At 34.9% G+C, this 24,570-nt stretch carries 26 protein-coding genes, 2 tRNA genes and 2 pseudogenes; 10 read left to right on the top strand and 20 right to left on the bottom strand.

Annotated features, from left to right (window positions below; genetic code table 11):
* The first annotated feature begins 60 nt into the window (after window positions 1–60).
* A complete protein-coding gene (locus FGL31_RS11700) occupies window positions 61–306 on the top strand; it encodes a hypothetical protein (RefSeq protein WP_138091646.1) in 246 nt (81 codons plus the stop codon).
* 15 nt (window positions 307–321) lie between these two features.
* On the opposite strand, the gene relB is transcribed toward FGL31_RS11700, so the two are convergent.
* From relB to FGL31_RS11665, 8 genes and pseudogenes are all read right to left on the bottom strand, one after another.
* Window positions 322–672 (bottom strand): type II toxin-antitoxin system RelB family anti-toxin, encoded by a 351-nt coding sequence (gene relB, locus FGL31_RS11695; RefSeq protein ID WP_099369900.1) that lies wholly within the window; start codon window positions 670–672, stop codon window positions 322–324.
* A gap of 35 nt (window positions 673–707) precedes the next feature.
* A complete protein-coding gene (locus FGL31_RS11690) occupies window positions 708–1,049 on the bottom strand; it encodes a type II toxin-antitoxin system RelE/ParE family toxin (RefSeq protein ID WP_232046675.1) in 342 nt (113 codons plus the stop codon).
* A gap of 268 nt (window positions 1,050–1,317) precedes the next feature.
* Window positions 1,318–1,634 (bottom strand): annotated as a pseudogene (trxA, locus tag FGL31_RS11685) (thioredoxin).
* Window positions 1,635–1,732: 98 nt separating this feature from the next.
* Window positions 1,733–6,163 (bottom strand): annotated as a pseudogene (gene dnaE / locus FGL31_RS11680) (DNA polymerase III subunit alpha).
* A gap of 297 nt (window positions 6,164–6,460) precedes the next feature.
* Window positions 6,461–6,754: an OmpA family protein gene (locus FGL31_RS25485; protein ID WP_232046673.1), complete on the bottom strand. Its 294-nt coding sequence runs from the start codon at window positions 6,752–6,754 to the stop codon at window positions 6,461–6,463.
* Window positions 6,755–6,830: 76 nt separating this feature from the next.
* Window positions 6,831–6,980, bottom strand: a complete 150-nt coding sequence (locus tag FGL31_RS25480; RefSeq protein ID WP_232046667.1) for a hypothetical protein — start codon at window positions 6,978–6,980, stop codon at window positions 6,831–6,833.
* 52 nt (window positions 6,981–7,032) lie between these two features.
* A complete protein-coding gene (locus tag FGL31_RS11670; RefSeq protein WP_138091642.1) occupies window positions 7,033–7,770 on the bottom strand; it encodes a glucoamylase family protein in 738 nt (245 codons plus the stop codon).
* 74 nt (window positions 7,771–7,844) lie between these two features.
* Window positions 7,845–9,224: a hypothetical protein gene (locus tag FGL31_RS11665; RefSeq protein WP_138091640.1), complete on the bottom strand. Its 1,380-nt coding sequence runs from the start codon at window positions 9,222–9,224 to the stop codon at window positions 7,845–7,847.
* 171 nt (window positions 9,225–9,395) lie between these two features.
* On the opposite strand from FGL31_RS11665, the gene FGL31_RS11660 reads away from it, so the two are divergent.
* The 6 genes from FGL31_RS11660 to FGL31_RS11640 all read left to right on the top strand — a co-directional run bounded on the left by FGL31_RS11660 (window position 9,396) and on the right by FGL31_RS11640 (window position 13,419).
* A tRNA-Gly gene (locus tag FGL31_RS11660) sits at window positions 9,396–9,468 on the top strand.
* Window positions 9,469–9,473: 5 nt separating this feature from the next.
* Window positions 9,474–9,558, top strand: a tRNA-Leu gene (locus FGL31_RS11655).
* Between the two features lie 414 nt (window positions 9,559–9,972).
* Complete coding sequence (locus FGL31_RS11650) at window positions 9,973–11,016, top strand: TlpA family protein disulfide reductase (RefSeq protein WP_171017651.1); 1,044 nt, start codon at window positions 9,973–9,975, stop codon at window positions 11,014–11,016.
* A 570-nt stretch (window positions 11,017–11,586) separates the two neighbouring features.
* A complete protein-coding gene (locus FGL31_RS22695) occupies window positions 11,587–11,751 on the top strand; it encodes a hypothetical protein (protein ID WP_171017650.1) in 165 nt (54 codons plus the stop codon).
* 41 nt (window positions 11,752–11,792) lie between these two features.
* Complete coding sequence (locus tag FGL31_RS11645; RefSeq protein ID WP_138091636.1) at window positions 11,793–12,002, top strand: hypothetical protein; 210 nt, start codon at window positions 11,793–11,795, stop codon at window positions 12,000–12,002.
* Window positions 11,968–13,419, top strand: a complete 1,452-nt coding sequence (locus tag FGL31_RS11640) for a fimbrillin family protein (RefSeq protein WP_138091634.1) — start codon at window positions 11,968–11,970, stop codon at window positions 13,417–13,419. The genes FGL31_RS11645 and FGL31_RS11640 overlap by 35 nt, the downstream gene beginning before the upstream one ends.
* Window positions 13,420–13,487: 68 nt before the next feature.
* On the opposite strand, the gene FGL31_RS11635 is transcribed toward FGL31_RS11640, so the two are convergent.
* Both FGL31_RS11635 and FGL31_RS11630 read right to left on the bottom strand, forming a co-directional pair.
* Window positions 13,488–14,321 carry a glycoside hydrolase family 16 protein gene (locus FGL31_RS11635; protein ID WP_138091632.1) on the bottom strand — a complete coding sequence of 278 codons (834 nt, stop codon included), beginning with the start codon at window positions 14,319–14,321 and terminating at the stop codon, window positions 13,488–13,490.
* A gap of 12 nt (window positions 14,322–14,333) precedes the next feature.
* Entirely contained in the window at window positions 14,334–15,047 is a 714-nt protein-coding gene (locus tag FGL31_RS11630) for an SOS response-associated peptidase (RefSeq protein WP_138091630.1), read from the bottom strand.
* Window positions 15,048–15,535: 488 nt separating this feature from the next.
* Between FGL31_RS11630 and FGL31_RS11625 the strand changes: the two genes are divergently transcribed.
* Both FGL31_RS11625 and FGL31_RS11620 read left to right on the top strand, forming a co-directional pair.
* A complete protein-coding gene (locus tag FGL31_RS11625) occupies window positions 15,536–16,054 on the top strand; it encodes an O-acetyl-ADP-ribose deacetylase (RefSeq protein ID WP_138091628.1) in 519 nt (172 codons plus the stop codon).
* 84 nt (window positions 16,055–16,138) lie between these two features.
* Window positions 16,139–16,654, top strand: a complete 516-nt coding sequence (locus FGL31_RS11620; RefSeq protein ID WP_099369891.1) for a GNAT family N-acetyltransferase — start codon at window positions 16,139–16,141, stop codon at window positions 16,652–16,654.
* Window positions 16,655–16,695: 41 nt separating this feature from the next.
* On the opposite strand, the gene FGL31_RS11615 is transcribed toward FGL31_RS11620, so the two are convergent.
* The 7 genes from FGL31_RS11615 to FGL31_RS11590 all read right to left on the bottom strand — a co-directional run bounded on the left by FGL31_RS11615 (window position 16,696) and on the right by FGL31_RS11590 (window position 21,739).
* Window positions 16,696–17,088, bottom strand: a complete 393-nt coding sequence (locus FGL31_RS11615) for a barstar family protein (RefSeq protein WP_138091626.1) — start codon at window positions 17,086–17,088, stop codon at window positions 16,696–16,698.
* Between the two features lie 57 nt (window positions 17,089–17,145).
* Window positions 17,146–17,508, bottom strand: a complete 363-nt coding sequence (locus FGL31_RS11610) for a hypothetical protein (protein WP_138091624.1) — start codon at window positions 17,506–17,508, stop codon at window positions 17,146–17,148.
* Window positions 17,509–17,539: 31 nt separating this feature from the next.
* Complete coding sequence (locus FGL31_RS11605; protein ID WP_138091622.1) at window positions 17,540–17,887, bottom strand: hypothetical protein; 348 nt, start codon at window positions 17,885–17,887, stop codon at window positions 17,540–17,542.
* Window positions 17,888–18,017: 130 nt separating this feature from the next.
* The gene (locus tag FGL31_RS11600) at window positions 18,018–19,742 is read right to left on the bottom strand and encodes a fimbrillin family protein (protein ID WP_138091620.1); all 1,725 of its coding nucleotides are present in this window, start codon (window positions 19,740–19,742) and stop codon (window positions 18,018–18,020) included.
* Entirely contained in the window at window positions 19,717–19,878 is a 162-nt protein-coding gene (locus FGL31_RS22690) for a hypothetical protein (RefSeq protein ID WP_171017649.1), read from the bottom strand. Before FGL31_RS22690 ends, FGL31_RS11600 begins: the two co-directional genes overlap by 26 nt.
* 602 nt (window positions 19,879–20,480) lie before the next feature.
* Entirely contained in the window at window positions 20,481–20,870 is a 390-nt protein-coding gene (locus tag FGL31_RS11595) for a VOC family protein (protein ID WP_138091618.1), read from the bottom strand.
* A 47-nt stretch (window positions 20,871–20,917) separates the two neighbouring features.
* Window positions 20,918–21,739 (bottom strand): AraC family transcriptional regulator, encoded by an 822-nt coding sequence (locus FGL31_RS11590; protein WP_138091616.1) that lies wholly within the window; start codon window positions 21,737–21,739, stop codon window positions 20,918–20,920.
* 363 nt (window positions 21,740–22,102) lie between these two features.
* On the opposite strand from FGL31_RS11590, the gene FGL31_RS11585 reads away from it, so the two are divergent.
* Complete coding sequence (locus tag FGL31_RS11585; protein WP_138091614.1) at window positions 22,103–22,597, top strand: hypothetical protein; 495 nt, start codon at window positions 22,103–22,105, stop codon at window positions 22,595–22,597.
* A 1-nt stretch (window position 22,598) separates the two neighbouring features.
* Here the strand turns inward: FGL31_RS11585 and FGL31_RS11580 are convergent, their stop codons facing one another.
* From FGL31_RS11580 to FGL31_RS11570, 3 genes are all read right to left on the bottom strand, one after another.
* On the bottom strand, window positions 22,599–23,336 hold the full coding sequence (locus FGL31_RS11580; protein WP_138091612.1) for a carbohydrate-binding family 9-like protein: 738 nt from the start codon (window positions 23,334–23,336) through the stop codon (window positions 22,599–22,601).
* Window positions 23,337–23,387: 51 nt separating this feature from the next.
* Window positions 23,388–23,939 (bottom strand): P-loop NTPase family protein, encoded by a 552-nt coding sequence (locus FGL31_RS11575; RefSeq protein WP_197734216.1) that lies wholly within the window; start codon window positions 23,937–23,939, stop codon window positions 23,388–23,390.
* A 131-nt stretch (window positions 23,940–24,070) separates the two neighbouring features.
* Window positions 24,071–24,532 (bottom strand): hypothetical protein, encoded by a 462-nt coding sequence (locus FGL31_RS11570; protein ID WP_138091610.1) that lies wholly within the window; start codon window positions 24,530–24,532, stop codon window positions 24,071–24,073.
* Between the last annotated feature and the right edge of the window lie 38 nt (window positions 24,533–24,570).

Here is a 24,570-nt window from a genome sequence, read left to right as displayed (position 1 = left end):
TAAATGATTATAAAAACACTATAATCAAATACGGAATCGAAAGTTTAAAGCATCAAGCGATTGGCACGATCAGTTTTTCAAACAGGAAATTGGACTTTCAGTACTGCAAATAGAATGCTTGAGAGAAGTTCTAAAAATTCCTATTTTGTTTCAGATGCAAGAATCTCCTTCCAGAAATCTAGCTATATGATCTATACCGATATGCAGAATATATTCGATGCACAATATATAGAAGTTGGAGCGGTACCAATGCCAAGCAGATGGGCAACATTGGGTTTTAGATATAGGTTAGCGGTAAAAAAGTAACTTTTAGAAATACCATTAAGGAAAATCCAGTTGGTCTTCATCATCTAACACAACACTTATTTTAAGCTTTGCATTAAGGGCTACAAAAACTTTAGAAATAATTTTTAGAGAAATATTATCATAGCCAGATTCTATTTTACTTATTTGGGATTTTTTTACTCCGATTTTTAATCCAAGCTCTTCCTGAGAGAGATTTCTTTTTTTTCTAATTTCTCTAATTAACTCCTGAATGGTTTCAACATTTAACTCTTGTTCATACCTTTCTCTCTCAAAACTTCCTTCAACACCTATCAATTCATCTTTCAAAGTATCTAGGGAAGTAAGCTGATTATAGTTCAATCCATTTATTTTTATAGAATCCTTCATATTCCTCTTGTTAAATTAAATAACTTAATATTTTATCATGAATGACCACTTTTAAATATTTTTTCATATATTTTTTCTGCTTTTTTTATTTCATTTTGGGGAATTTTATTACTTTTTTTCTTAAATCCTGAAAGAACAATAATTGTGGTTTCATCATTAATTTTATAATGTTTAGTAATAAATCTAAACCAATGGTCTTTTGTTTTCACTTTACACTCATAAAAATCTTTTGTACCAGACATCTTAGCATAATAATCTCTAAATAGTCCTAATTTTACTTTATCAAAAGTCTTTAATATTTTTTCTACCGATTTAGAATCTAAACAATATATAAAACCCTTAACTTCTTCAGTAAAAATTATTCTATAATTCAACACAAACAACCGTCAAATTATAAATATAACTATTATTTAAAAATATTACTGAGGTATTGAAATAATTTCTAAATATAGAAACTAATAATCTAAAAAACGTAGTAATGGTTAATAAAATCGGTTCTTATTAGATATAAAATATTAACAGTCTATGTCAAGTCTTATGTCTTATGTCTTGTGTCTATTGTCTAAAAATTATCCCACATCTCATATCTCAAATCTCATATCCAGAAAACAAAGAAGCCGCTTTTTGAGCGGCTTCTTTGTTTTCTTATAATTGTTTCTCTAATTTCTCAGTTAGAACTGATTTTGGAACGGCACCGATTTGTTTGTCAACAATTTCACCGTTTTTAAAGAACAACAACGCTGGGATATTTCTGATTCCATAACGTACAGAGATGTCTGGGTTGTTGTCAACATTAACTTTACCCACTACTGCCTTACCTTCGTATTCAGTTGCAATTTCGTCTACCAATGGACCAACCATGCGACATGGCCACACCATTCTGCCCAAAAATCGATTAGTACTGGTTTATCTGATTTCAATACAACTTCATCAAAGTTGCCATCTGTAATTTCTAATGCCATTTTGATTATGTTTTATGTTTTACAATTTTATAAACACAAATATAAGCAATCACTTATACATGTTATTTTATTACGCCTATTATTTTTTTTATAACCTATCAATTTAATTTATAACGAACGTTTTCAAGAGCCTCAAGGCCATCCAAAAATTCATTGGTTATAAATATCTTCTTCTTCTTAACTGGCATTTCTATAGAAAGCTCATCCTGAAGATCCATGATCATAAATTTCAATTGACAATTCGCCTCCTGCCCTTCTAATTGTGTGCAGCTAACCAATTCTTGTAAGGTATGCATAAATTCTTGATTTAAGGCATGCAAAGGAAATTGAATCGTAAAGCTTTTGGCCATCTTCTCGCGGAGGTCTGATAGCAACTGAATCCCTTTTAACTCAAAACCCCAATTTCCAACCTGTTTGAAACGCTCTTGAACCAATCCGCGGATTTGAACAAAATATCCTTCCTGCAAGTAACCTTTGAATTTAACATAATCTTCTCCGAAAACCATAATTTCAAATGAATCCGAATAGTCTTCAATAATAAAAGAACCAAAAGGCTTGCCAGATTTAGCTACACGATGGTTTGCCATTTGCACAATACCACCTACGACAACCTCTTTATTCTTAATTCTATTAAATTCAAGCAGCAATTCTTGTTCTACCTCTGCCGCTTTGACTTTATTGATCATCTGCAAGTCCGTCACATTATTTGGACAGAAATGCCTCATTTCAAATTTATAGTTATCCAAAGGATGGCTGGTTAAATAAATACCAATAACATCCTTTTCGTATTTCAATTTCTCAATCAATCCCCATGGTGGACATGGGTTCAAAGTCGGTTCAGGTAGTTCCACAGCGCCACCGGCACCAAACAGACTTACTTGGAGCAGAATTTTCATTCTCACGGAATTTGTGAGCAAACTTAATGGCCTTTTTCGATTCCAGAACTGCTGTCTGAGTCCGAAAAGAAGTATTGGGCACGATGAGTATCTGTAAATGAATCAAACCCTCCACCATAAGCTAAACTCTCAAATGCTTTTTTATTGATCATGCGTAGATCTACGCGCTTCGCCAAATCAAAAATTGACTTGTAAGGTCCGTTGCTTCTACTATTTACGATTGTATCTACAGCTCCAGCACCTACACCTTTTACAGCTCCCATACCAAAACGTATAGCACCCTCGTCATTTACCGTAAATTTATAATGCGATTCATTAAACATTCCGGACCTAAAACTGTTAAGCCCATTCGTCTGCACTCTTCCATAAAGAACGTTACTTGTTTGATATCGTTTCATATTATTGGAAAGTACAGCGGCCATATATTCAGCCAGGGTAATGTGCTTTTAAATATGCAGTTTGATACGCTATCCAAGCATAACAGGTCGAGTGCGATTTGTTGAAGGCATAAGATGCAAAAGCTTCCCAGTCAGTCCATATCTTCTCAAGAATTTTCGCACTGTGACCATTTGCTTCAGCTTGCGAAACAAATTTAGGCTTCATCTTGTCCAATACAGCCTTCTGTTTCTTACCCATTGCCTTACGCAATACGTCGGCATCACCCTTAGAGAAACCTGCCAATTTCTGAGAAAGAAGCATTACCTGCTCCTGATAAACCGTAATACCATACGTTTCACTCAAATATTCCTCGCAGGCATCTAAGTCATACGTAATAGGTTCAATACCATGTTTACGCTTGACGAATAGTGGAATATACTCCATTGGTCCTGGTCGATACAATGCGTTCATCGCAATTAAATCGGCAAATACAGTAGGCTTCAATTCCTTCATGTATTTCTGCATCCCAGGCGACTCATATTGGAAAACCCCAACAGTCTCCCCTCTTTGGAATAACTCGTAGGTTTTTACATCGTCGATAGGGAAATTATCAGGATCTAATTCTATATCATGACTTAACTTCACATTGGCCACTGTATCTTTAATCAGTGTTAATGTTTTAAGCCCCAAGAAGTCCATCTTCAAAAGGCCAGCACTCTCAACAACGGAGTTGTCAAATTGAGTGACATATAGATCAGAGTCCTTCGCTAAGGATACCGGAACAAAATTCGTAATATCATCTGGAGTAATGATGACCCCACAGGCATGAATTCCCGTATTACGCATCGAACCCTCCAAAACACGTGCTTGCTTGATGGTCTCAGCTTCAATACCGGCACCATCAGCCAGGGATTTCAATTTATTTACAGCCTCCAATTCCTCACTCCGCAATACCTCTTTCAATGCCTTGTCCTCCAAGTTGAAGATTTTGCTCAGTTTTAGGTTTGGAATTAGTTTGGCAATTTCATTTGCATCTGATAATGGCAAATCCAGTACCCGCGCCGTATCTTTTGATCGAAGATTTGGCTGCCATAGTACCATAGGTAATGATCTGAGCAACTTGAGATGCTCCATATTTGTCAATTACATATTGCATAACCCTACCACGGCCTTCATCGTCAAAGTCAATATCAATATCGGGCATGGAAACACGGTCAGGATTCAAGAAACGCTCAAATAGTAGGTCATATTGAATGGGATCGATATTGGTAATTCCTAGGCAGTATGCTACTGCAGAACCAGCAGCGGATCCACGACCAGGACCTACAGATACGCCCATTTCTCGAGCGGCAGCAATAAAGTCCTGAACAATCAGAAAGTAACCGGGGGTATCCAGTCTTTTCAATTGTGGCAAGCTCAAAATCCAAACGTTCCCGGATAGAATCCGTAATTTCTTCATAGCGCTTTTCTGCTCCAATATAGGTTAAATGCTTCAAAAAGGCATTTTCACCTCGTTTGCCGCCATCAACCAAATCTTCAGCAGATTGAAACTGCTCAGGAATCTCAAACTTTGGCAATAGGACATCGCGGTTCAACGAATAAACCTCGATCTTGTCCAATAGATCCTGAATATTGATAATAGCCTCAGGAATATCAGAGAACACTTTCTTCATCTCTTCAGCAGACTTGAAATAGTACTCCTGATTTGGCAAACCAAACCTAAATCCACGTCCACGACCCTTAGGAGTCGAAAGTTTCTCGCCATCCTTTACACATAACAAGATATCATGAGCATGGGCATCAGATTTATTTACATAATAGGTGTTGTTGGTTCCTATTAACTTAACCTGATGTTTTTTAGCCAATTGGATCAATGAGTCATTTACTCGATTCTCATCCTCTTGACCATGTCGCATCAATTCAATATAAAAATCTTCCCCAAACTGCTCCTTCCACCATATCAATGCTTCTTCGGCCTGAACCTCTCCAATATTTAAAACTTTGCTCGGAACCTCGCCATTTAAATTTCCGGAAAGTACTATTAAATCTTGTTTATACTTTTCTACAGTCTCACGGTCAATACGTGGCACATAATAGAATCCTTCTGTATAAGCTACAGAAGCCATTTTGGCCATATTATGATAGCCGTTTTTATTCTTTGCTAAGAATACGATTTGATAACCATTGTCTTTCCGACTTTTATCCTTTCGATTATCACAAACATAAAACTCACAGCCGACTATTGGTTTAATCGGTCTTCCATCATACTCCTCACCTTTCTCAATTGCTTCAGCCATCTTAGCCTCAACATCTTTGTTATGACCCAATGTTTTGCTCACAAAGTGGAAAGCACCCATCATATTGCCATGATCGGTCATAGCTACTGCTGCCATTTTGTGCTTTGCAGCAGCTTGGATCAAACTATCAATAGAAATAGTGGATTGTAAAACTGAAAATTGAGTATGATTATGTAAATGTGCAAATTCTGCTGCTTTAAATTTTGCTAGAGTCTCAGGGTCAATAACAACCTTTTTCTGACCCATGCTCTCTGCTTCGCGAATAGCATCTGAAGCCACCTTGAGATTAATATGTTTTAACCCGACTGATTCAATAACCTCGGGGTTCTCCTCTTTAAACTCAACAAAGTATCCTGTATCCGTTTGAAGTTCTTGAGGAGTAAAAACCTCCTTCCTGATTAACTCAAAGAAACATCTAGTCGTAGCCTCCACATCGGCAGTTGCATTGTGCGCCTCTGCAAATGGAACTCCAAATAAATAGCTATGCAATTCAGTAAGGTTTGGCAATTTATAACGACCGCCCCTACCTCCAGGTAATTTTAATAGATCAGCAGTAACTTCTGTACAAGTATCCAAAATAGGCATTGAAGCCATGGGGCTTTCAACCTGATACCTGTAGAATTCACAGCCCATAATATTGATATCAAAACCAATGTTCTGACCTACTACAAATTTGGCCTTTGATAAAGCCTCATTAAACTTAACTTAAAACATCAGTTAAGGGTATACCCTCGGTTTCAGCAAGCTCTGTGGAAATACCATGAATTTTCTCCGAATCATAGGGAATATTGAAACCATCAGGTTTGATTAAATAATCTTGATGCTCAACTAATCGCCCCATTTCATCATGCAATTGCCATGCAATCTGGATACATCTCGGCCAATTATCAGTATCTGTAATTGGTGCATCCCAACGCTTTGGCAAACCCGTCGTTTCCGTATCAAAAATTATATACATAGATTTCTTCCTAACTCAATATATCGTTGTTCACTTCCTCTAATAACTAACAAAATTAATTATTATTATCCTAATAATCCCCGAAAATCATCCAACCAAGACACTCATAATTTTAAGTAAATCTAAACTAGCCCATTAAAACATCAACATCGTTTTTTTACTGAGTTTTAAATTCGTTCTTCCGTTCCTTATTACAAAATACAGAAAATTATTAACAAAAAAACCGAGGTCTAATTTTCAGTATCCACCAAAAACCAAACCTCGGTTTTGAAATCAATTTTTTATTTTAAGGGTATCTTATTTTAAGATTACCACTTCTACACGTCTGTTTTTTTGTCTTCCTTCAGGAGTCTTGTTATCTGCGATTGGTTTTGATTGTCCTAATCCTTTTGTCGATATTCTAGACGCTGAAATTCCAGAATCAACCAAGAATTTCTCAACAGAGGCAGCACGTTTCTCTGATAACCAAACATTGTATTCAGCAGTACCTGTAGCGTCTGTATGCCCATCAACGCGAATATCATTCTTGCCGTTAGCTCCTTTTAAAACCTTAACCAATTTGCTCAACTCTGTTTTAGCAGCATCTGTCAAATATGAAGAATTGGTAGGAAACAACAAATCCGAAGAAATAGAAACTAAAATACCTTCATTTGTTTGTTTAGCATCTTCAAAATTCTCTCTTTACATTTTTCAAACCATCATTGGTACCATCTTGAGAAACTACAGCACCTGGATTAACGACTAACGCTTGTTGTTTACAAGAAAATAGGATTAAACCCGCTAAAAAGATTAGAGAAAAATAATTGATTCGCTTCATGTGTTTTTTCATTGTTTAATTGCCGTAAATATAACGATATTGATTTAAAATATTACTTCTTAAAGATTCTTTGTTCTGCAGATTTTATTTCGGGAATCGCTTGATATAATTTCCAAATCAAACCCGTTCTTGAATTTTCCAACTGAATAGCTAAACTCGCCTGATTAGTGGCGATGTATTCATCCGAGACATCATCCGTCCGAATGTCCAACCATGCCCTAAAACCATATTCCGTAAATAAATATTCTCCAAATTGATTGTATAATGCATGCAGAGAACGCTTCCCGCGAACCTCATCCAAAAATATCGATGAAACTGAAATGGCCGGATTAATTCTATAAGTACCGATACTATCTCTTACTTGGTAAAATCCCCAAATATCGGAATTGGAGGTGCCCACCCCTATTTCATTGTCCCTGCGTTTTGCAACTTGCGTATAGCGTTGCAAAACATCTTTCAAATCATAATTTGCAACTTTCGAAATGGAAGGATTAATCGTATTAAACGGTCTATACATATCCAATAGACTTGTCGTATAATTACCAAATGGCAATTGAATTCCGTACATCAAGGTATCATGAGTGGCTAAGACCTTATAGATAGAATCTTTACCCGAAACAGTTGAAAACTGTGCTTCTTGATCCATCATTGATTGAACGGAATCCGCAATATTATCAACTGCTGTTACTTGCATATTGCGAATAGTGCTTCTTCTCTTTGGCCTTTCAAACTTATATTGAATTGCATTGGCAAATGCTTCTGGGAGCAAGACTGGATTTTGTTGATGCAATAGCTAACATATAGGCATTCATGCCTCCATTTATTCCAACTAAAGGATCGTAAGTGAAGTATTGATCGACCATATCAATTGCAGATCTTAAAACCAAAGGATCCGGACGGCAAGGTAACTCCACGCCAATCCAAACGTTCCCACAATTTTGGTGATATCGCTCTTAAATTATTTTCATCTTCTGAATCTGTAGTCAAGTACTGCCTAATAATCAACAAAGCTTCCATTAAACTGGTAGTAGCCTGAATATCATAGCGTGGTTGATCATCTAAGTAAATCGGCAATCCTTTCCTACCATCAAAATAAGCCGGATAAAAACCTTTATTATTCTGTGCTTTTCCTAAGAAATCTACAATTCTTTTCACTCTGCTCAAGAACAATGGTTTACTCACAAATCCTTTCTCTACACCAATCAACATGCTGAGCATTGCACCTCCAGTTTCACGAACGGAAACTGGTGCTTTATCCTTCATCCTGAATGGCATGTACATACCGGAATTTATATCATAATTGTCGACGAAATAATTGACATTGGCTAACTGTATCAAATCCAGCAGATGGTCTTCACTTAATTTTTTCGGTTCCACCTCCAATACTTCTGAAAATGGAGATTCCCGATAATTGTAGTCTACCCAAGCAATCTTATAGTAATACTTTTTGTCAAGTATGGGCACAAAGTCCAAACACCTCAACATATAAGTCGGTCGGATTCCAACAGCCTTAAAATCTTTATTATCTTCGGAACGATAAATCTTCACGTAACGGATGCTTGGCGTTAAAGGTACCTGCCACAGCAAGTCAACATGGTTTCCATAAGCTTGCGCTTTCGTCAGCACCGCATTTGATGTCAAAGGTGTTTCCGGGTATTGCGAAGGAAGGAATTCAATCTGGTCTAGAAACAGTTGGTTGGTAACTGCACTTGAATGGTGCTGACGCAAAACTATTCCTGAAATTATGTTATCGCTATCTAAACCAGCGAATTCTTTAACAGGGATTTTTACGCTCATCCAACTACTATTATTGAAATCTTCGATGTAATCACCTAAAGGAACGGAGATTGATTGGTTTTGACCTTGTTGAATAGAGATAGATGGAAGGTGTTCAGGTTTGGTACCTTCCGAACCAACAAATATTTTTAGGCTCAAGATATCATTATTGGATACCCGGTAATGAAACTTCTGGCGGCTATATTTAATCATGACATCCCAGTCACCGTTTTCTGAGGATATATATTTTAGAGAAAGTGCATTTCCTGGAGTAAAGAACAACGTATCGGAGACTAACAGGTTACGCTGTACATTCTCCACCCAGCTATCACCTGAATAATTGACAATACTTCGGGCATACGAACCTTTCACCAAACTATTATCAAATACCACTTCGGGGTATGATTCTGATTTGGCAAATTTGACGAAGCAACACCACAATATAAAAGCAAAGAGTCTAAGTTGCATAAATCTAAATTAATTCACGAAAGTAGTCAAAAATAGCACCAAAAGCTATTATTATGGCCTTTTTATCCCTTTCGTGATAAAATTATTACGCACATTACAAGCACATTGCATCATTTCAACAATTATTATTTTTCAACTTTGCTAAATCTATCTATATTTGCAGCACGTCAAGCGAAAGTAGCTCAGTTGGTAGAGCACAACCTTGCCAAGGTTGGGGTCGCGAGTTCGAATCTCGTCTTTCGCTCAGTTGCCTAGGTGGTGGAACTGGTAGACACGCAGGACTTAAAATCCTGTTCCTGTTAAAGGAGTGCGGGTTCGATTCCCGCCCTAGGTACAAAACAAAAAAAGCCTGTCTTGCGACAGGCTTTTTGTATTTAGTATTTAGTACTTAGTAGTTAGTATTTAGATAACTGTAGGACCGCATATTTTAAGAATCTCGATCAGCGAAATTTTGGTCATCGCAATTTGGTTCACAAATTGTAATTTAAAATACAGACAAGTCTTCATTCGGAGCTTGGACTGTCGTGGCTGGTGTCCCCACCTGCCACTGAAAAAATGACCTTGGCATTTTCCTCACAAGATGGTACTAAAATAGAAATCATTGTATTTGATATAATCATCCATAAATCCTTGAATAACTTCTTCTTATCTAAAGTCATACAATTTTCTACCCAATTTCATCGTTTACTATTTATCACACAACCACTTAACTAATTAGATTATGAATTTCAAGCCTATCTTTATCTCATTGATTACTTTGATTTCAATATCTTCATTTGCACAAGATCCAAGTAATGCTACATTGAAAATTTCTGATGCCGCACCTCCACTATTTATCAAAGAATGGGTGAAAGGCGAACCAATAAAAGAATATGAAAAAGGAAAGGTTTACATTGTAGAATTCTGGGCTACATGGTGTAAACCCTGTATTGCTGCTATGCCTCATCTTTCTGAACTAAAAAGAAAAAATAAAGATCAATTGGAAATCATAGGCGTCAGCGTTTTTGAAGATAAAAATACAACAAGCGAAGATATCCAAGAATTTGTCCTCAATATGGGAGACAAGATGGATTACCATGTAGCGATTGATGACAATAATAAAATGATAGATAATTGGTTTAATACAACAAACGACGATAAAGGGATACCAAAATCATTCGTCATAGATCAAAATTCAAAGCTTGCATGGTTTGGACATCCAAAAGATTTAGAACCAGTTATCAATAAAATTCTTGCTGGAGAATGGGAGCTACAATCTGCTAGCAAAGAAAAAAATGAGGAAAAAAATTTCAGAGAATTGGAAGTGCATTTCTTGGATTCTATGAATAACTATATCTATGATCTCAATGCTAAAAAACTTAATGAATCAGAAATTAATCAAAAGACCTTAGATAAAATAAATGAGTTTATGGTTGCGAATCCTGAATTGGAAAACACTCCCATTCCAACGTTTTATATTATGCAGTCATTGCTTTCCTTAGACCCAAAAAAAGCTTATGAATATGGAAATTCAATACTAACTTCTAAAGAAATTGTTTTTAAACCTGCTTGGTCCATTGTAGAAGTAATCCGTTACCACGAAAATGAAAATAAATCAACCCTACCTCCTGAAATATACCATTTGGGAGCTAAAGCTTTTCAAGAATATATAGACCAAAGTGAATATCAAGAAGTATTGGATCTACCCAAACTTTATAAAAATATTTCCGAGTGGTACTTAAAAGCGAATGAAGAACAATTAGCAAAAGAAGCCCTTCAAAAAGCAAATCTTCCAAGACAAAATACTAATTAATAAGTCTATTCCTGAAAATGGTTTACACATGGATTAAATACTATCAAACCCCTCCTTCCTTATACCCTCCTTCGTCTCTCGTTCGGACATTGTTCGGACCTCGTTCGGAGCTTGTTCGGAAAACACCCGAACAAGGTCCGAACGAGGTCCGAATGAAAGAGGACTGAGAGTGGAACAAGAGTCAGACTTGACTCGAAGAAAATCATAACAGCAAAAAACAAAAAAGATCAAAAATGGAAATTGGATAAACATGGTTTCTATTTTAAACCATCTCCTATCAATTAAGTAAAAACAGCCGTTTTCTTACAATTTAAAATTCGGATAATTTAAAATATTACAAGGCTGTAGGGCTACAATATCTCTTTTAACTGATATCGATAGCAAACTGTAGATAGGAAACGACAATTCAAAATTAACCACCGAAATAACCCTTTTCTATCATTAGGAAAACAATTAACTATATACATTTACATTGTCCTCAAAAGGAAGACATTAGAATTTACCGACAATCACTAACTATTAACCGGAATTCTAAATTTTATTAATTTTTTAAACTAGGAGCAATGTATTATGGAAAAAAAATACGTTAGCCCCTTGATCGAGGTAAATAACATTCACCTCGAAGAAGGGATTGCTGCAGGATCAGCATTTGTACGTCCTCAAAACGGTAATGATGAGGTCATAGAACAATGGTATGAAGATGACCAAGAGTCAAAAAGCATCGATTGGTTCTAAATTAACACACACACACTAAACGTTTTAAAACACCTTAAAAAATGAAATTCACACAAATCAACAAAGTGGCTAGATTCTCTACGTTGTTCTTTTTTGCCATGCTGTTTATTGTTTTTCAATCTTGTAAAAAATCGGGAACTGACATTGGTTCTGGCGGAGAAACTATGCTAAAAGTGAAGCTTTCGGTAGGATCACCAAAAGAGGAAAACATATTATTTGGGAACAGCAAAACCACTAAAAAGAAGCGCTGAATCTAATGTGCAGTTATCATCTGTAAAAATAAGCGATGGAATAAGTATGGACGTAATGGTTATCAAGGATGGCAATAATGCTACGCTATCAGCAGCATCACCTGCCTTGGGCGATGCAAAAGCAGCAACCCAACCCGTTGTCAAAGTCCTCGATCCAGGTGTTAAATATCGGGTAGTCGTTTATGATGAAGATGGAGCACACAAAGGAAATTATGACTATGCGTATGGAAATGAAGCAATAACACCCGGTATTCCACTAAATAATGGTGCTACCTATACATTTATTGTTTACTCGGTAAACAGTACTTCAACTTTACCCAATATTACTGACCAAGGAAGTTTGTCGACAGCAAGTTTAAATAATATTTCATCGGAGCTCATGTATTTCAAGAAAACAATGACTTTGACTTTTGGTGAAACAAACTTGTTGGAAGCAGAATTAATTCATCAATTCAGCCAGATCACAACGACAATCGAAATGGACAATAGTATGACTGGAAACATTCACGCTTTATCAGGAAACCAAATAACGCCTACAAAAGCAAGTGGTTCCATCAAGTTCAGCAATAATCTCGTTAGTTTTCCGGCAACCAGTAATTCAACAAACGTTGCTTTCCCGGCGATTACACCAGGTATCAGATCGATCACAAGTTCACCTACTTTTTTGATCAGTCCTGCAACAACGACTGCAGCCTTTAACATTGGTTCTATTACTTTAGATGGCGAAACTAAAACCAATATTTCAGTACCTGATATAAAAATCACTCCAGGCCATCGTTACAACCTTGTATTGAAATTTAGAGTATGTACCCAGAATGTAACCTCTGATGGTCTAAATTGGAGATATCCTGAAGAGTCGTGGGAAGTACGAGAAAATCGTAAATGGGTAACCTATAAGGGTATTATAAAGGATGGAATTAAATATCCTAATAATTCGATTATCACGAATCAGTTTCTTGCTCCACAAGCAAATTACGGATTCCAGTTTGATATCACAGAATTGGATAATGCCTTCAATATGAAAGTAAATGATAATTATATTTTCGGAACAAGTGCCAGTCAACAAATTCAATTCCAAACAAACAATTCTTTGGGAACAGTTAGAAATATTGAATTCATCGATGGGACAGAATATAGCGAAGATGGTATTGACGAGGTCTACGATTTAGTTGGTACAGCGCAGAACCCTTTGATTCGGATTCTTATCAGTAGAAATGGCGAAGTCACTATTTTAGGAAGTAAAACCAATGGAGGTCCATTAATGCAAATGAGACTCAAAAACGGTCAATCTTTCAATCCGGTCGTGTGGAAAGCCGATGATGTCAATCAAGTTGTAGTAAGTCAAAAGGTCGATGGAAGAACTATCGTCATTGGAACAGGATATGGTAGGAAAAGAATAGCATGTCCAAAAGATTAAGGAACCCATTTAAAACAGGAATATAGTTTGAAAATAACGGCCGAACAATTGTTTGGCCGTTTTATTTTCTATTGGTATACTTTTACCCAATCGATTTCCATCTCAACAGGCAATTGACTCTGATCAACTTGACCTACCCAGTTGCCACCGAGCTGTTGGTCTATCAATATAAAAAACGGTTGGTCATATGGCCATTGTGATTTATCCACTCCATCTACCCTTGGGTATGTAAAGGTATCTTTTCCATTCAATTGAAACACAATTTTGTCAGGGTACCAGCTGAGGCCATAAACATTATATTCATTGGCATTTACAGGTGCAGTGCCTCCATGGGGAGGGTTGTCTTTTTGACCTAAATTCAAAGTATAATGTGAATGTGTAGTCTGGTAAATAATCGTATCATAGTTCAAATGTTCCATAATATCGATTTCCCCATTCAATGGATATTTACCATATTTATCAAGCTCAGCAAGCATCCACATAGCAGGCCAAGCACCTTGAGCGCTTCCCAATTTAGCACGGATCTCAATTCTGCCATATTGAAAAGCAAATTTGTTCTTACTCCATATTCCGCCGGTTATAAAAGGTCTTGAATCTTTGGTTGTGTCTGGATTATTGATTCCTCTAAGATAGAGACTACCATTCTCTAATCTAAAGACGTCATCTACGGTACTCATATGCCTATTCCAATCCGATTCTCCTTTAGGGATCCTGCTCCATTTTGTAGAGTCTATTTCATTCCCATCAAAATCATCTTCCCAGACTAATTTCCATTTTTTGGCCTCCCGCCCTTCCTTTTGAACAATTACGTAAGGCTTCTCACTTAATTTCTGTGATACTGAACAAGAGCTTAGCAATAGTGAAGCTGCGAAGCCACTGATCAGTATGCTTTTTATTTTCATAGGTTTAGATTTTTAAAATAAACTGGTTTGACCAGACCATTTATCTTGGATTCCTGGTTTGTTTGTATCTTCTCCCCTGGCTCCGGTTACTCGATAGACCTGGTGACTACCCAAATCACCAGGATAAGGTTTCATAAGGTCTTGGATTTCCTGTTTTCCTTCAGCAAATAACCATGCATCACGATCTTGTGCTGAAATGATTAATGGCATCCGTTTCTTTTCATTATGTATTTCTTCTAACAAAGGATTCGCGGCAGTTGTAATGATCGAGAAAGTAGGATATGTTTCTCCCGTTTCTTGGTCCGTAAAGTTATTGTAAACTACTCCCAAAGTTAATATCTCATTCTGTGGAGCATAGATAAAATAGTTCTCAGATTCTTTTTTTCCAGCAACTTTATGTGGTTCATAAAAACCACTTACATATAGTAACCCTCTATTTTTGAGAATATAATCCTTGTAACTAGCTTTTTCGAAAATACTTTCAGACTCTGCATTTAGGGTGTTGGCATACTTTCCAGCGTCTGTTTCATTCTTTACCCAACCTGGTATCAATTTCCATCGAGCTTCAATTACTGAATCAACATCTGAATTTAGAGTAACCGGTAAATAAGGACGAGTAAATCCTGAGATATGAAAGATTTCATTCTCATTCGGGTAATAGATTTTTTTCTTTGGTAATTTATTCTTTAGCTCCGATTTACTCGGAGATCCAACATGGTAGCACATATTTTAGACGGTAAATTGAAAGTAGACATAAGACACTAGACATAAGACATTAGACAAAGATATAGTTTACTAAAATAACTTATGTATGGTTTTATAAAATGAGCTTAAGTTCGATTTGAACTATTTTATTATGCCAAATATTGAGTGTTTGATAATTAAGTTTAATAAGCCTTGAAAGTTCTAATGTCTTATGTCTAATGTCTTATGTCTAACTAAGTCATCCAGTCCAAAAACAATTATACCCCTAGCGACAGGGGTATAATCGACTGTACATTGACAAGTAAATGTTGTATAACTAAATTCTGAAAAGAGTCAATCTACAGTTTTATGGTTGTATTGCGATATGCGTTGTAACAATCATATTGTAAATAAATTTGAAACAATCAAGGCGAGAATTAGTTTGAATTAATTGAATATTTTTAGAATATATCCAACGATTATATGATTCGTAGGTTCTATAGGTAGCAAATTATTAATTAATTGAACAAATGGAGCATAAGATAAAACTAGAGCTAGGTGATATAACAAAATGTGAAACAGATGTTATTGTTAATGCTGCCAATACTTCCTTAATGGATGGTGGTGGTGTTGATGGAGCAATTCATCGTGCAGGTGGGAAAGCAATTTTGGAAGAATGCGTTCATATCCGAAATAAACAAGGTGGTTGCAAAACTGGAGAAGCTGTGATTACCAATGCGGGAGACCTACCTGCTGATTATGTTATTCATGCTGTAGGACCTGTATGGCAGGATGGATCTAAAAATGAAGATAAGTTATTGTATTCAGCTTACCATAACAGTTTAAAGTTGGCTTCCAAAAATAACCTCAAATCTATAGCATTCCCTAATATCAGCACTGGTATTTACGGATTTCCGAAGGAAAGGGCTGCAGAAATTGCAATTCATGCTGTTCAAGACTATTTAGTTGAGGATGAATTTATCCAAAATGTAACATTTGTGTGTTTTGACGAGGAAAACTACCGTATTTACTCCAAATTGTTACCGTAAACTATAATTTTAACGTCATAACTCTGATTTTTTTATCTGAATTGCGATAATTTAGATAAATTTAGCCACCTAGGACTTAATATTATGATTCAAATTAAAGTAGCATCTGTCGATGATGTACTCATTATTCAAAAAATAGGACGAGAAACATTTCTGGAAACTTTTCAAGAACGTAATACTGCTGAGGATATGCAGGAATATTTAGCGGAAAGGTTTTCAGATCTTCAAGTTCATAATGAGCTGAAGAACGTAGAGTCCATTTTTTATATTGCCTGGGATCAGGAAGATCCTATAGGTTATCTGAAACTCAATGTTGGGCAAGCCCAGACTGAATTTAAGCTTGAAGATCATATTGAGATAGAGCGGATTTACGTCTATGCAAGTCATTATGGCAAGCAGGTAGGTCAAATGTTATTTTTCAAAGCCTTGGAAACTGCAAAGAATTTGCGCGTACCTACGATTTGGTTAGGCGTATGGGAAGAGAATGCTCGTGCGATCAGCTTTTATAAGAAAAATGGGTTTGAGGAATTTGACAAACATACATTCAAACTCGGATCCGATGAACAGATAGATATTTTGATGAAGCGAGCTGTTGTTTAATATTTGTTTAATAAATGAAATAGGCGATGATAATTCATCGCCTATTTTTTTATCAATTCTATATTAGGATGTGAAGATATAATTTCTTCAATTATCTCAAAATACGTTTGCCCTTCTCCCCTTTCTAAGTCATCTAATTGACGGCGGACTAATTTTGAATCAAAATTTTCCGGTTGTTCAAGTTTTTCTTTATAGAAATTTCTTGTAAAATCTAATCCGAAAGCTTCTTTATTGCTATCAAAATTCAACCAAACAATTTTTATTTCTTCTTTTTCCTTGATTGCTCCAAACCCGCCATACAAGAGATCATCGAAAGCATCTAAGCTTTCAGCTAATTGCCAACTTTCCTCTTGCATAAATTGCCTATTGATCTCTTCATATAAGCTGCTTTTATCTTTTATTCTATTTCCATCTATTACGAACTCTTTTTTCATCGATAGCAAAAATAAAAAAAATTAAACAGAGCTTAAATGAGATTTAACAAGCAGGATTTATTCATAGAATTTTTTTTCACAACTATTGTACACCAATTTTCTATCCTTCACATTTTCAAAATCCCTATTGAATTCCACTAATTCAAGTTCGCAGGTATAACCAGATTGAGGAGTTTCTCTAAGGCAATTTTCGCAGTCAGTATATGTAAAATATACAATTTTTCCATTGTAGTTGCCTTTAAAAAGATGTGTTGAATGTGTACTAATTTCAGTATTTGTATTACAATATAATTCTTCTTTAAAATGTTCCTTCATTTTAAGTGAACATTCTGACGCATCGCCAATGTCTTCAAATTCTTTATCCGAATCACACGAAATAAAAAAGGCAGTCATAAAAAATAATAACAATAAGTTTTTCATAAAATAAATATTATTGGTAGTTAAGAATTATTTACTCGCTGAACTTTTTGTTGCAGCTATCATAGACTTTTGTTTGCTCTTTCATGTTTTCATTGAAATCTTCAAACTCGACTTTTTCCATACTGCAAGTATATCCAAATTTAGGTGGCATCGTATTACAATTGGCACATACAGTTAAAGGATAATAAACAGTTTTTCCTTTGTACACACCTTTAAAGAGATGAACACTCTCACCTTGTCCATTTGAGGAACATTTCAATTCATCCTTAAACTGTTCTTTCATTTTGATGTGACAATCTTGGGAATCTACCATTTCACCGTCCTTCTCGCAAGACGAAAACAATAATAAGCTTAAAGCTAAAAACAGGAATCTTTTCATAATTATTAATAGTTTATGTAAACTATACGAAATTGTTAGGCATTATGCTACAAAAATTTAAGTAAAATAAAAAGAGCCTGAATGACTTCAGGCTCTCTATTCTATTATGTTTATAAAAATTAATCTTGTTTTAAGTTGTTGGACAAGCGATTTTTCTTTGTCCGTATCCTTTACCAATAACAACAGTTTTATTAGATACCCTCTGAGTTATTTTAACAACATTAGGAGAAGTTGAATTCCAAGGCACTGTATTGAACTTCATATTATTCTTCAATATCAATTGAACTAAATCTCCACCACTAGTTTTACTACCTAACATAGCAACTTCTCCAGTTTTACTGATACTTATTCTGATCATTGGTTTTGTAGCAGTTCCTTTAATCAACCAAATTTCAGGTACATCATGAATTTTATCTCCATTTCTATCCAATCCATATTCATCACCACCTACAAACATGATATTTCTTGTTATAATACCTTCACCATTAGCTGTGTTATCATAAGTTTGAAATTGAATTTGCGAATTTTCTTTAATTGCCAATGCAGGGTCTGTGAATATTCTAGTACCGTTTACTTCAACATTTATTGCATTATCTAATTCTGTCATATCAAAGGTAAACCCATAATTTGAAGCTGGTGCATTAAAAGTGTGACTTAATAGTGTACCATTTTTAACTTCTCCGCTTGGAGTTATACAACCTGTGTAAGAACCATTAACTGGATAAGACCAATTCATTGCATCATTCGCTAAATTAACAGGTTCAGTACATGTTCTGAAATTCAGGTTTAAATTATATTTACATCCTGGATTTACTCTGATATTATTGATAGTAAAGTTAGTTTTGGTTTCATCATCAATCATAATAGAACCAAAAACTAAGGTTTTATTTGATGCCATAGGAGCAATTAACAATGTTGGAGTACTAATTACTTCACGTAAACCTACTGCAAGGTTTGGCCATGCTACAGATGGTCGGGAAGTTAATGTTCCACCATATGTAAGAGTTTCATCAGTAAAGTTAAACGTTGCATTTGCATGCGTAGGTCCAATAGTTGTATTTACTAGTGACTTAATTGAACCAGTCATTTTTGCAACCATGGTCAATTTCGTAGTAATCATACTGAACCTGTGTTTTAACACGATTGCAAGCTTTGTATCTCCGTGACTAATCGCTCTATTCTTCGCAACAAATACCATAAGGTCTTTATCAACAGTTGGTAAAATGGCATTTGCGAAGGTTTTAACAGTTGTTTTATAGCTTACATCTGGCAGAGAGGTAGTGCCATTAAAAGAATATGCAACGAAAGTATAGTTTTTACCAGCATCTAAACTCATTGGCCCGGTTGTCGCTTCACTGCCAACAGTATATTCTTTTATTTGATTCAAAGTACCATCAGAATTAAATGCAACTAATTTATATTTAATTCCAGGAGCTAATTTTGTAGTAACAGTAGTAGAGGCAGCCATATTGCTGTTACCAGCTCTATAAACTGTATTATTATTTACGGTTCTGCTAGATCTGTCAGTTTCGTTTGTCATTTGAACATCCACTACAAAATCATCATATACAATAGACGTGTCTTTAACGATGCCCGAAGCTGAAGAATTTGCAGCACTTGATTTAGCGCCGTAATCATAATTGTCTTGTTCAAAAGAAACACCATCCATTTGAACCATTACTTTGGCATCCCCAGTGCCAGTGCCAGCATCTGTATCTTTTTGACAAGATGAGAATGTCAGCATTAAAATCGCCATAAAGCCCATGCTCCACTTTAGGCAAATATTTTTATTTATTCTATTCATTTTATTTTTAAATCCAATTTTATAATTACCAATCAATATTTCTACTGTCATCAGGTTCTTGCTCCCAAGATTCATACATTTCACCTTTTTCGTTGTAAGGGTATACTTTTGCCGAACCAAGAGCAATATCAGCTTCCATCTGAACCTTGACCATATTGATATGGGGTGATTTATATTGCTTTTTCATATTCGATTATTTGCAATTACAACTTTAGTTCCCTGAATTCAGACTAATCTTTCTATCCAGTTAATTAATTGCTGTAATTTTTTAATACTTCTTTTAATTTTTCTAATAGTTTGTGTGCCATTTAATAATGGTCTACAAAAATACACAGGAATTTTGTTCCTTAAAATCAATAGTGCCCAAAACGGCCTGTTAATTTGTATTTGTAGCATATGCCCTACATACTTAATTGAAATTTTTAATTTTGCTAATATGTTTTAGTAGCTCAAAAAAGATGGTTAAACATCTGTTTTATTAAATTTTTTAATTATTGTAATTCAATAAATACAGCATGAAAAACCCGTAAAAATCACTCTCAGACAAGATTTTTAGATGGAATAAAAAAAAGATTTTTGTACCGAAAATAGTTAAGAATTTCATCGAAACCCGACAAATCTTTTTATGGCTACAATAAACCTCATAGAATCTGAATTAACATAAAGTATTAAAATATATTCAGAAGGAAAATTAAGTGTTTAAACAAGTGAAATATTAGTGAATTATATCCCAAAAAAGCCGTTAAAGAATATTTTACACGACTTTATTTATATTATTCGAAAGAATTGCTACCCTTGGTAATTATGATATTCAGTAATGCTGATATAATATCCGTCCAAATCCTTAATTGAAAATTCTAACCTATTAGAATTGGTATTTAGATGGGTATCTTGAATAATTTGAACTTCCATTTCTTCAGCTTTTCCTCTTATAGATTCAAAATCTGTGGTTTTGAAATATAATATTAAGCCATTGCCAGGAAGGATGGTTGGATCCGTCATAGAAGGATGATTATGGCTCCCCCATTCATGCAAACAGATGACAGTTTCTCCAGATTCATCTTGTAACACTGCGAAATTACTTCCGCCATGTTTACTCTTTAAGCCAAAGAGTTCCTCATACCACCTTGAACTGGATAATACATCTTTTACAGCTATTATGGGATCTAATTTTACCATCTTTTTATTGTAAAGAACAATCGAAATGACAATTTGATTTAGGATTTTTATTGTGGAATCTGATAATTAGTATATTCTTGATATTGTTGATTCAACAATTGATTGATATAACTAGGATTATGTCCCAAGAAAGTTTTAAAATCTTTAATCAGATGCATTTGGTCAAAGTAACCACATGAATATGCGATTTGGGTCCATGTTTGATTTGGATTGAGCTCCTTTATCTTATAAGCGGTCGCAAATCTTCTTAGTTTCCTGAAAAAGTTGGGGCTCACTCCTATTCTATCTTTAAATAATCTTTCTAGTTGCCTTATACTTTTCCCAGCCGCCAAAGCCATTGCAGCAATAGGAATGTTTTGAGGCAATTCATTCAATAGCATGTCAGATCGATTTGTTTTGAGTTTATTACTATTAAGAATTTTTAAGAAAAACTGATCAAGCTCCTTTTTTATTATTTCCAAGTCATTGATTTCAATAAGTTTATCAATGAGTTCTTTTACAGGATTTCCAAATACCGCATCACCTTCTAGATGACTATCAATTAAGGTATGAATAGGACAGCCTCCCAATAAATAATACTGACCGATATTTTGTAGTTCTATCGCAATCATTCTATGATTACTTTCAAAACATAAGCTTACAGGTGTAGTTTGAGGTCCTATAATCAACATATCTTTTTTCTTTTCCTTTTTCTTGTTTTCAAAGGTTACTTCAACCGAACTTCCTAAATAGAGCATGATAAATTTTTTATGAGTCGGCGTGAAAAAATATGTGTTGTTTAGGTTTTCCAAACTAAAATCTATGACGTTATGAATATATCCTCTTATAAAAGGACGTAATTCTAAATGGGGTAATAATACGTCAATCATAATAGATTTATTTTATTCTAATTTACACATTTTCATTTAGTTGAATACATGTCGCATCTGTACTATTTTTTATCTTTTAATAAAGTTAACTTCAAGCAAAACTCTATTTAGGGTATTGGGAATGAAGCACCGTTTGAATTACTAAAAGCCTTGTTCAAAATGGAAACATATTCTAAGAATTTACTAGTATTCTTTTGCTTAGTGATTGTCTTTACTTTAGCAGGCTTTTACAATTCCTATATCAGATTTTTTCCCGATTTTAATAGATTTCCAATCATAATTCACCTCCACTTCTTTGCATTTTTATGTTGGTTTGCATTACTTATTATTCAACCGGTACTTATTAAAAGGAATAAGATTGAAATGCATAGGCGCATTGGTAAGTTAAGCTATTTCCTTGTTCCGGTTCTGATTATGACTATTGCACTATTAATTGCTGAACAAGTCCAGAGGCAGCTTGAAACATCCAAACAAGATGCTGCATTTACAGCCATGGTGGGTTTACTGGATATTTTATCGTTTTCAATTTTTTATTCAATTGCCATGGTCAATAAAAAGAATATCCGATGGCATGTTGGATTTCTTCTGGCAGCAACATTGGTTATACTTAATCCGGGACTTTCAAGGTTATTAAATCAGTTACAGCCGGGATTGGGTTTGATCGTTGCTGTACTATTACCTTTTGTGAAATCTATATCAATCATAATATTGGAAAAATTAAAATACAAAAGGGCTATTTTGCATAGCCCTTATTTTCTTTTTCTCTGTATCTGGTCCTTGGAAATTTTATTATTGATGAATATCTCCACTAAAGTATTTTGGATCAATATGGTTGCCGACTTATTTTCCAGCAAATGACCTATTTTATTTCAAAAGTAATTTTCTGGAATGCTGATGGCGTATGAAAGTCTGGTTTGTTCGTACTGGGTTTTATCCATGATATCCAATTAACAGTAGGATCTTTAGGATTGAGGTTGTTGAATTCTGCTCGAAATACTCCGAATCTTAAATTTGACAGAGTATTACCATCAGATTTATCAATGCTATTAATAAAAGACATCGGCATTTTACCTTCCAAAATATAACCATTGGATGTTTTTGAACTTTTAATTTCAAGCTCTTCTAAATTCCAATTATAATCGAACTTACGATAATAATGAGCTACATAATCGAGCACCTTCCCTGTTGGAGATATTTCAAAACAATAATATTCTTTCAAACTTGAATCCGCTGTTATAAAGATCTCGCCTCTATCTCCTAACGCCACATCTGATTCTTTTTTGAAATCTGCTTCCACTATTTTCTTATCTTCAATTTCAAAGCTGAAATAAAACCAATCTGCATCATAGAATGCCATAAACTCAGTTTTCCCAAAATCTGGACTTGACCAAGGTGATACGAATTGATCAATCTTAAAGAGTTTATTTGGTGCTTTCCAATCATCCAGCTTGCCATCGATTACAATTTTTGAATTTGATAGAAACGGAATTGTGGTTGTACTATTATTTGCTACAGTAGATTGGGTCAAGCCATAGAATGGCAACAAAACTGAAAAACCTAAATAAAGGAATTTTGAAAATAAACTTTTTAAAATCATAGTTGACAAGTTTTTATTCTGTGTCAGTTTCCATATAAAATCATTTCTAAATTAGCCAAACCTTTTATCCAATTCCCATTCTTGGTAATATTTATTTAATTCTTTCATAGATTTAATATGGATTAGCATGGCATTGCTTTCACTAATTAGTTTTGCATATTTCGACCTATTTTTAGGGGCCACATATAAAATCTGACGCAGCATATCCCAAGTTATTTGTTCTTTAGCACCCTCTAGATTTCCTGCTCGATCCTTTGAATTTTGCAAGCCTCTCATTATAAAACGTATTAAGGACCCGATTCTTTTAAAATCCAACCAAATAATACAGGTTGCAGAAGTAAACCTATCTTTCATTAGAAAACTATAATTTCCTTCGATTATCCATTTATTATTCTTGCTAATAAACTCTTTATGGTCGGCTCGCATGAGTTCTTTTTCGCGAGGTTGCCAGTTTGTATTTGGTAAATGAGCAATTTGATCGAGATAAAGGACTTTAAAGTCCAATTTATTCCCTAACGCTTTTGCTAATGAAGATTTCCCACTAGAACTTGGTCCAATAATACAAATTTTCTCACCTAAGGATCCTAGCGGTACAATATGCATAGCACCAAATTACTAAATCCTATTTTAATTCAGCATATTTAAAGTTCATAAAAGGAGCTTTATCATCTGAGCTTGGAAATGTGGGGGCTCCGAAATAAATACTGATCATATTCATTTTAAATACTTGACCATTAGATTTTTTTGATAAATATGGTCTTACCTGGAATAGGTTCAACAATGTGAGTAATAATATCGTATTTAAACCAGCCCGTGGTGCTGCTACCAGCATTTCCCGATTCTGAAAGATTAAATTTTAAAGATGGTTTCGATTTGATACCTTCATAATCTACATTAGCAACATCCATCCAAGTACCATTCTTACTGTTTGCAACTATCAGGGTATTTGCTAATCCTGAGAAAACAATATCCCAATCCTTTTCCTTATCCACCTTACTCTTTTTATCAAAACTAAAATAGATTGGTTCTGAGTTACCAATGGGTTTACCATTGAGGATCTTTTCATTGTTCAGATCACGGATATAAATATCTGTAGGTGTTGGGTTTACTTCATGGCTATCTGTTTTTGTACATGCAGATAAAACGAGAACGCCAAGGAAGATTATTATGAAGCGATTTTTAAATAATAACATCATATAGAAATAAAGGGATCAGGTTTATTGCACCTGATCCC

It is taken from the genome of Sphingobacterium daejeonense, assembly GCF_901472535.1.
Lineage (GTDB): Bacteria > Bacteroidota > Bacteroidia > Sphingobacteriales > Sphingobacteriaceae > Sphingobacterium > Sphingobacterium daejeonense.
Note: the sequence above shows the minus strand (reverse complement) of the source record. Positions and strands in the feature narration are given on the sequence as shown.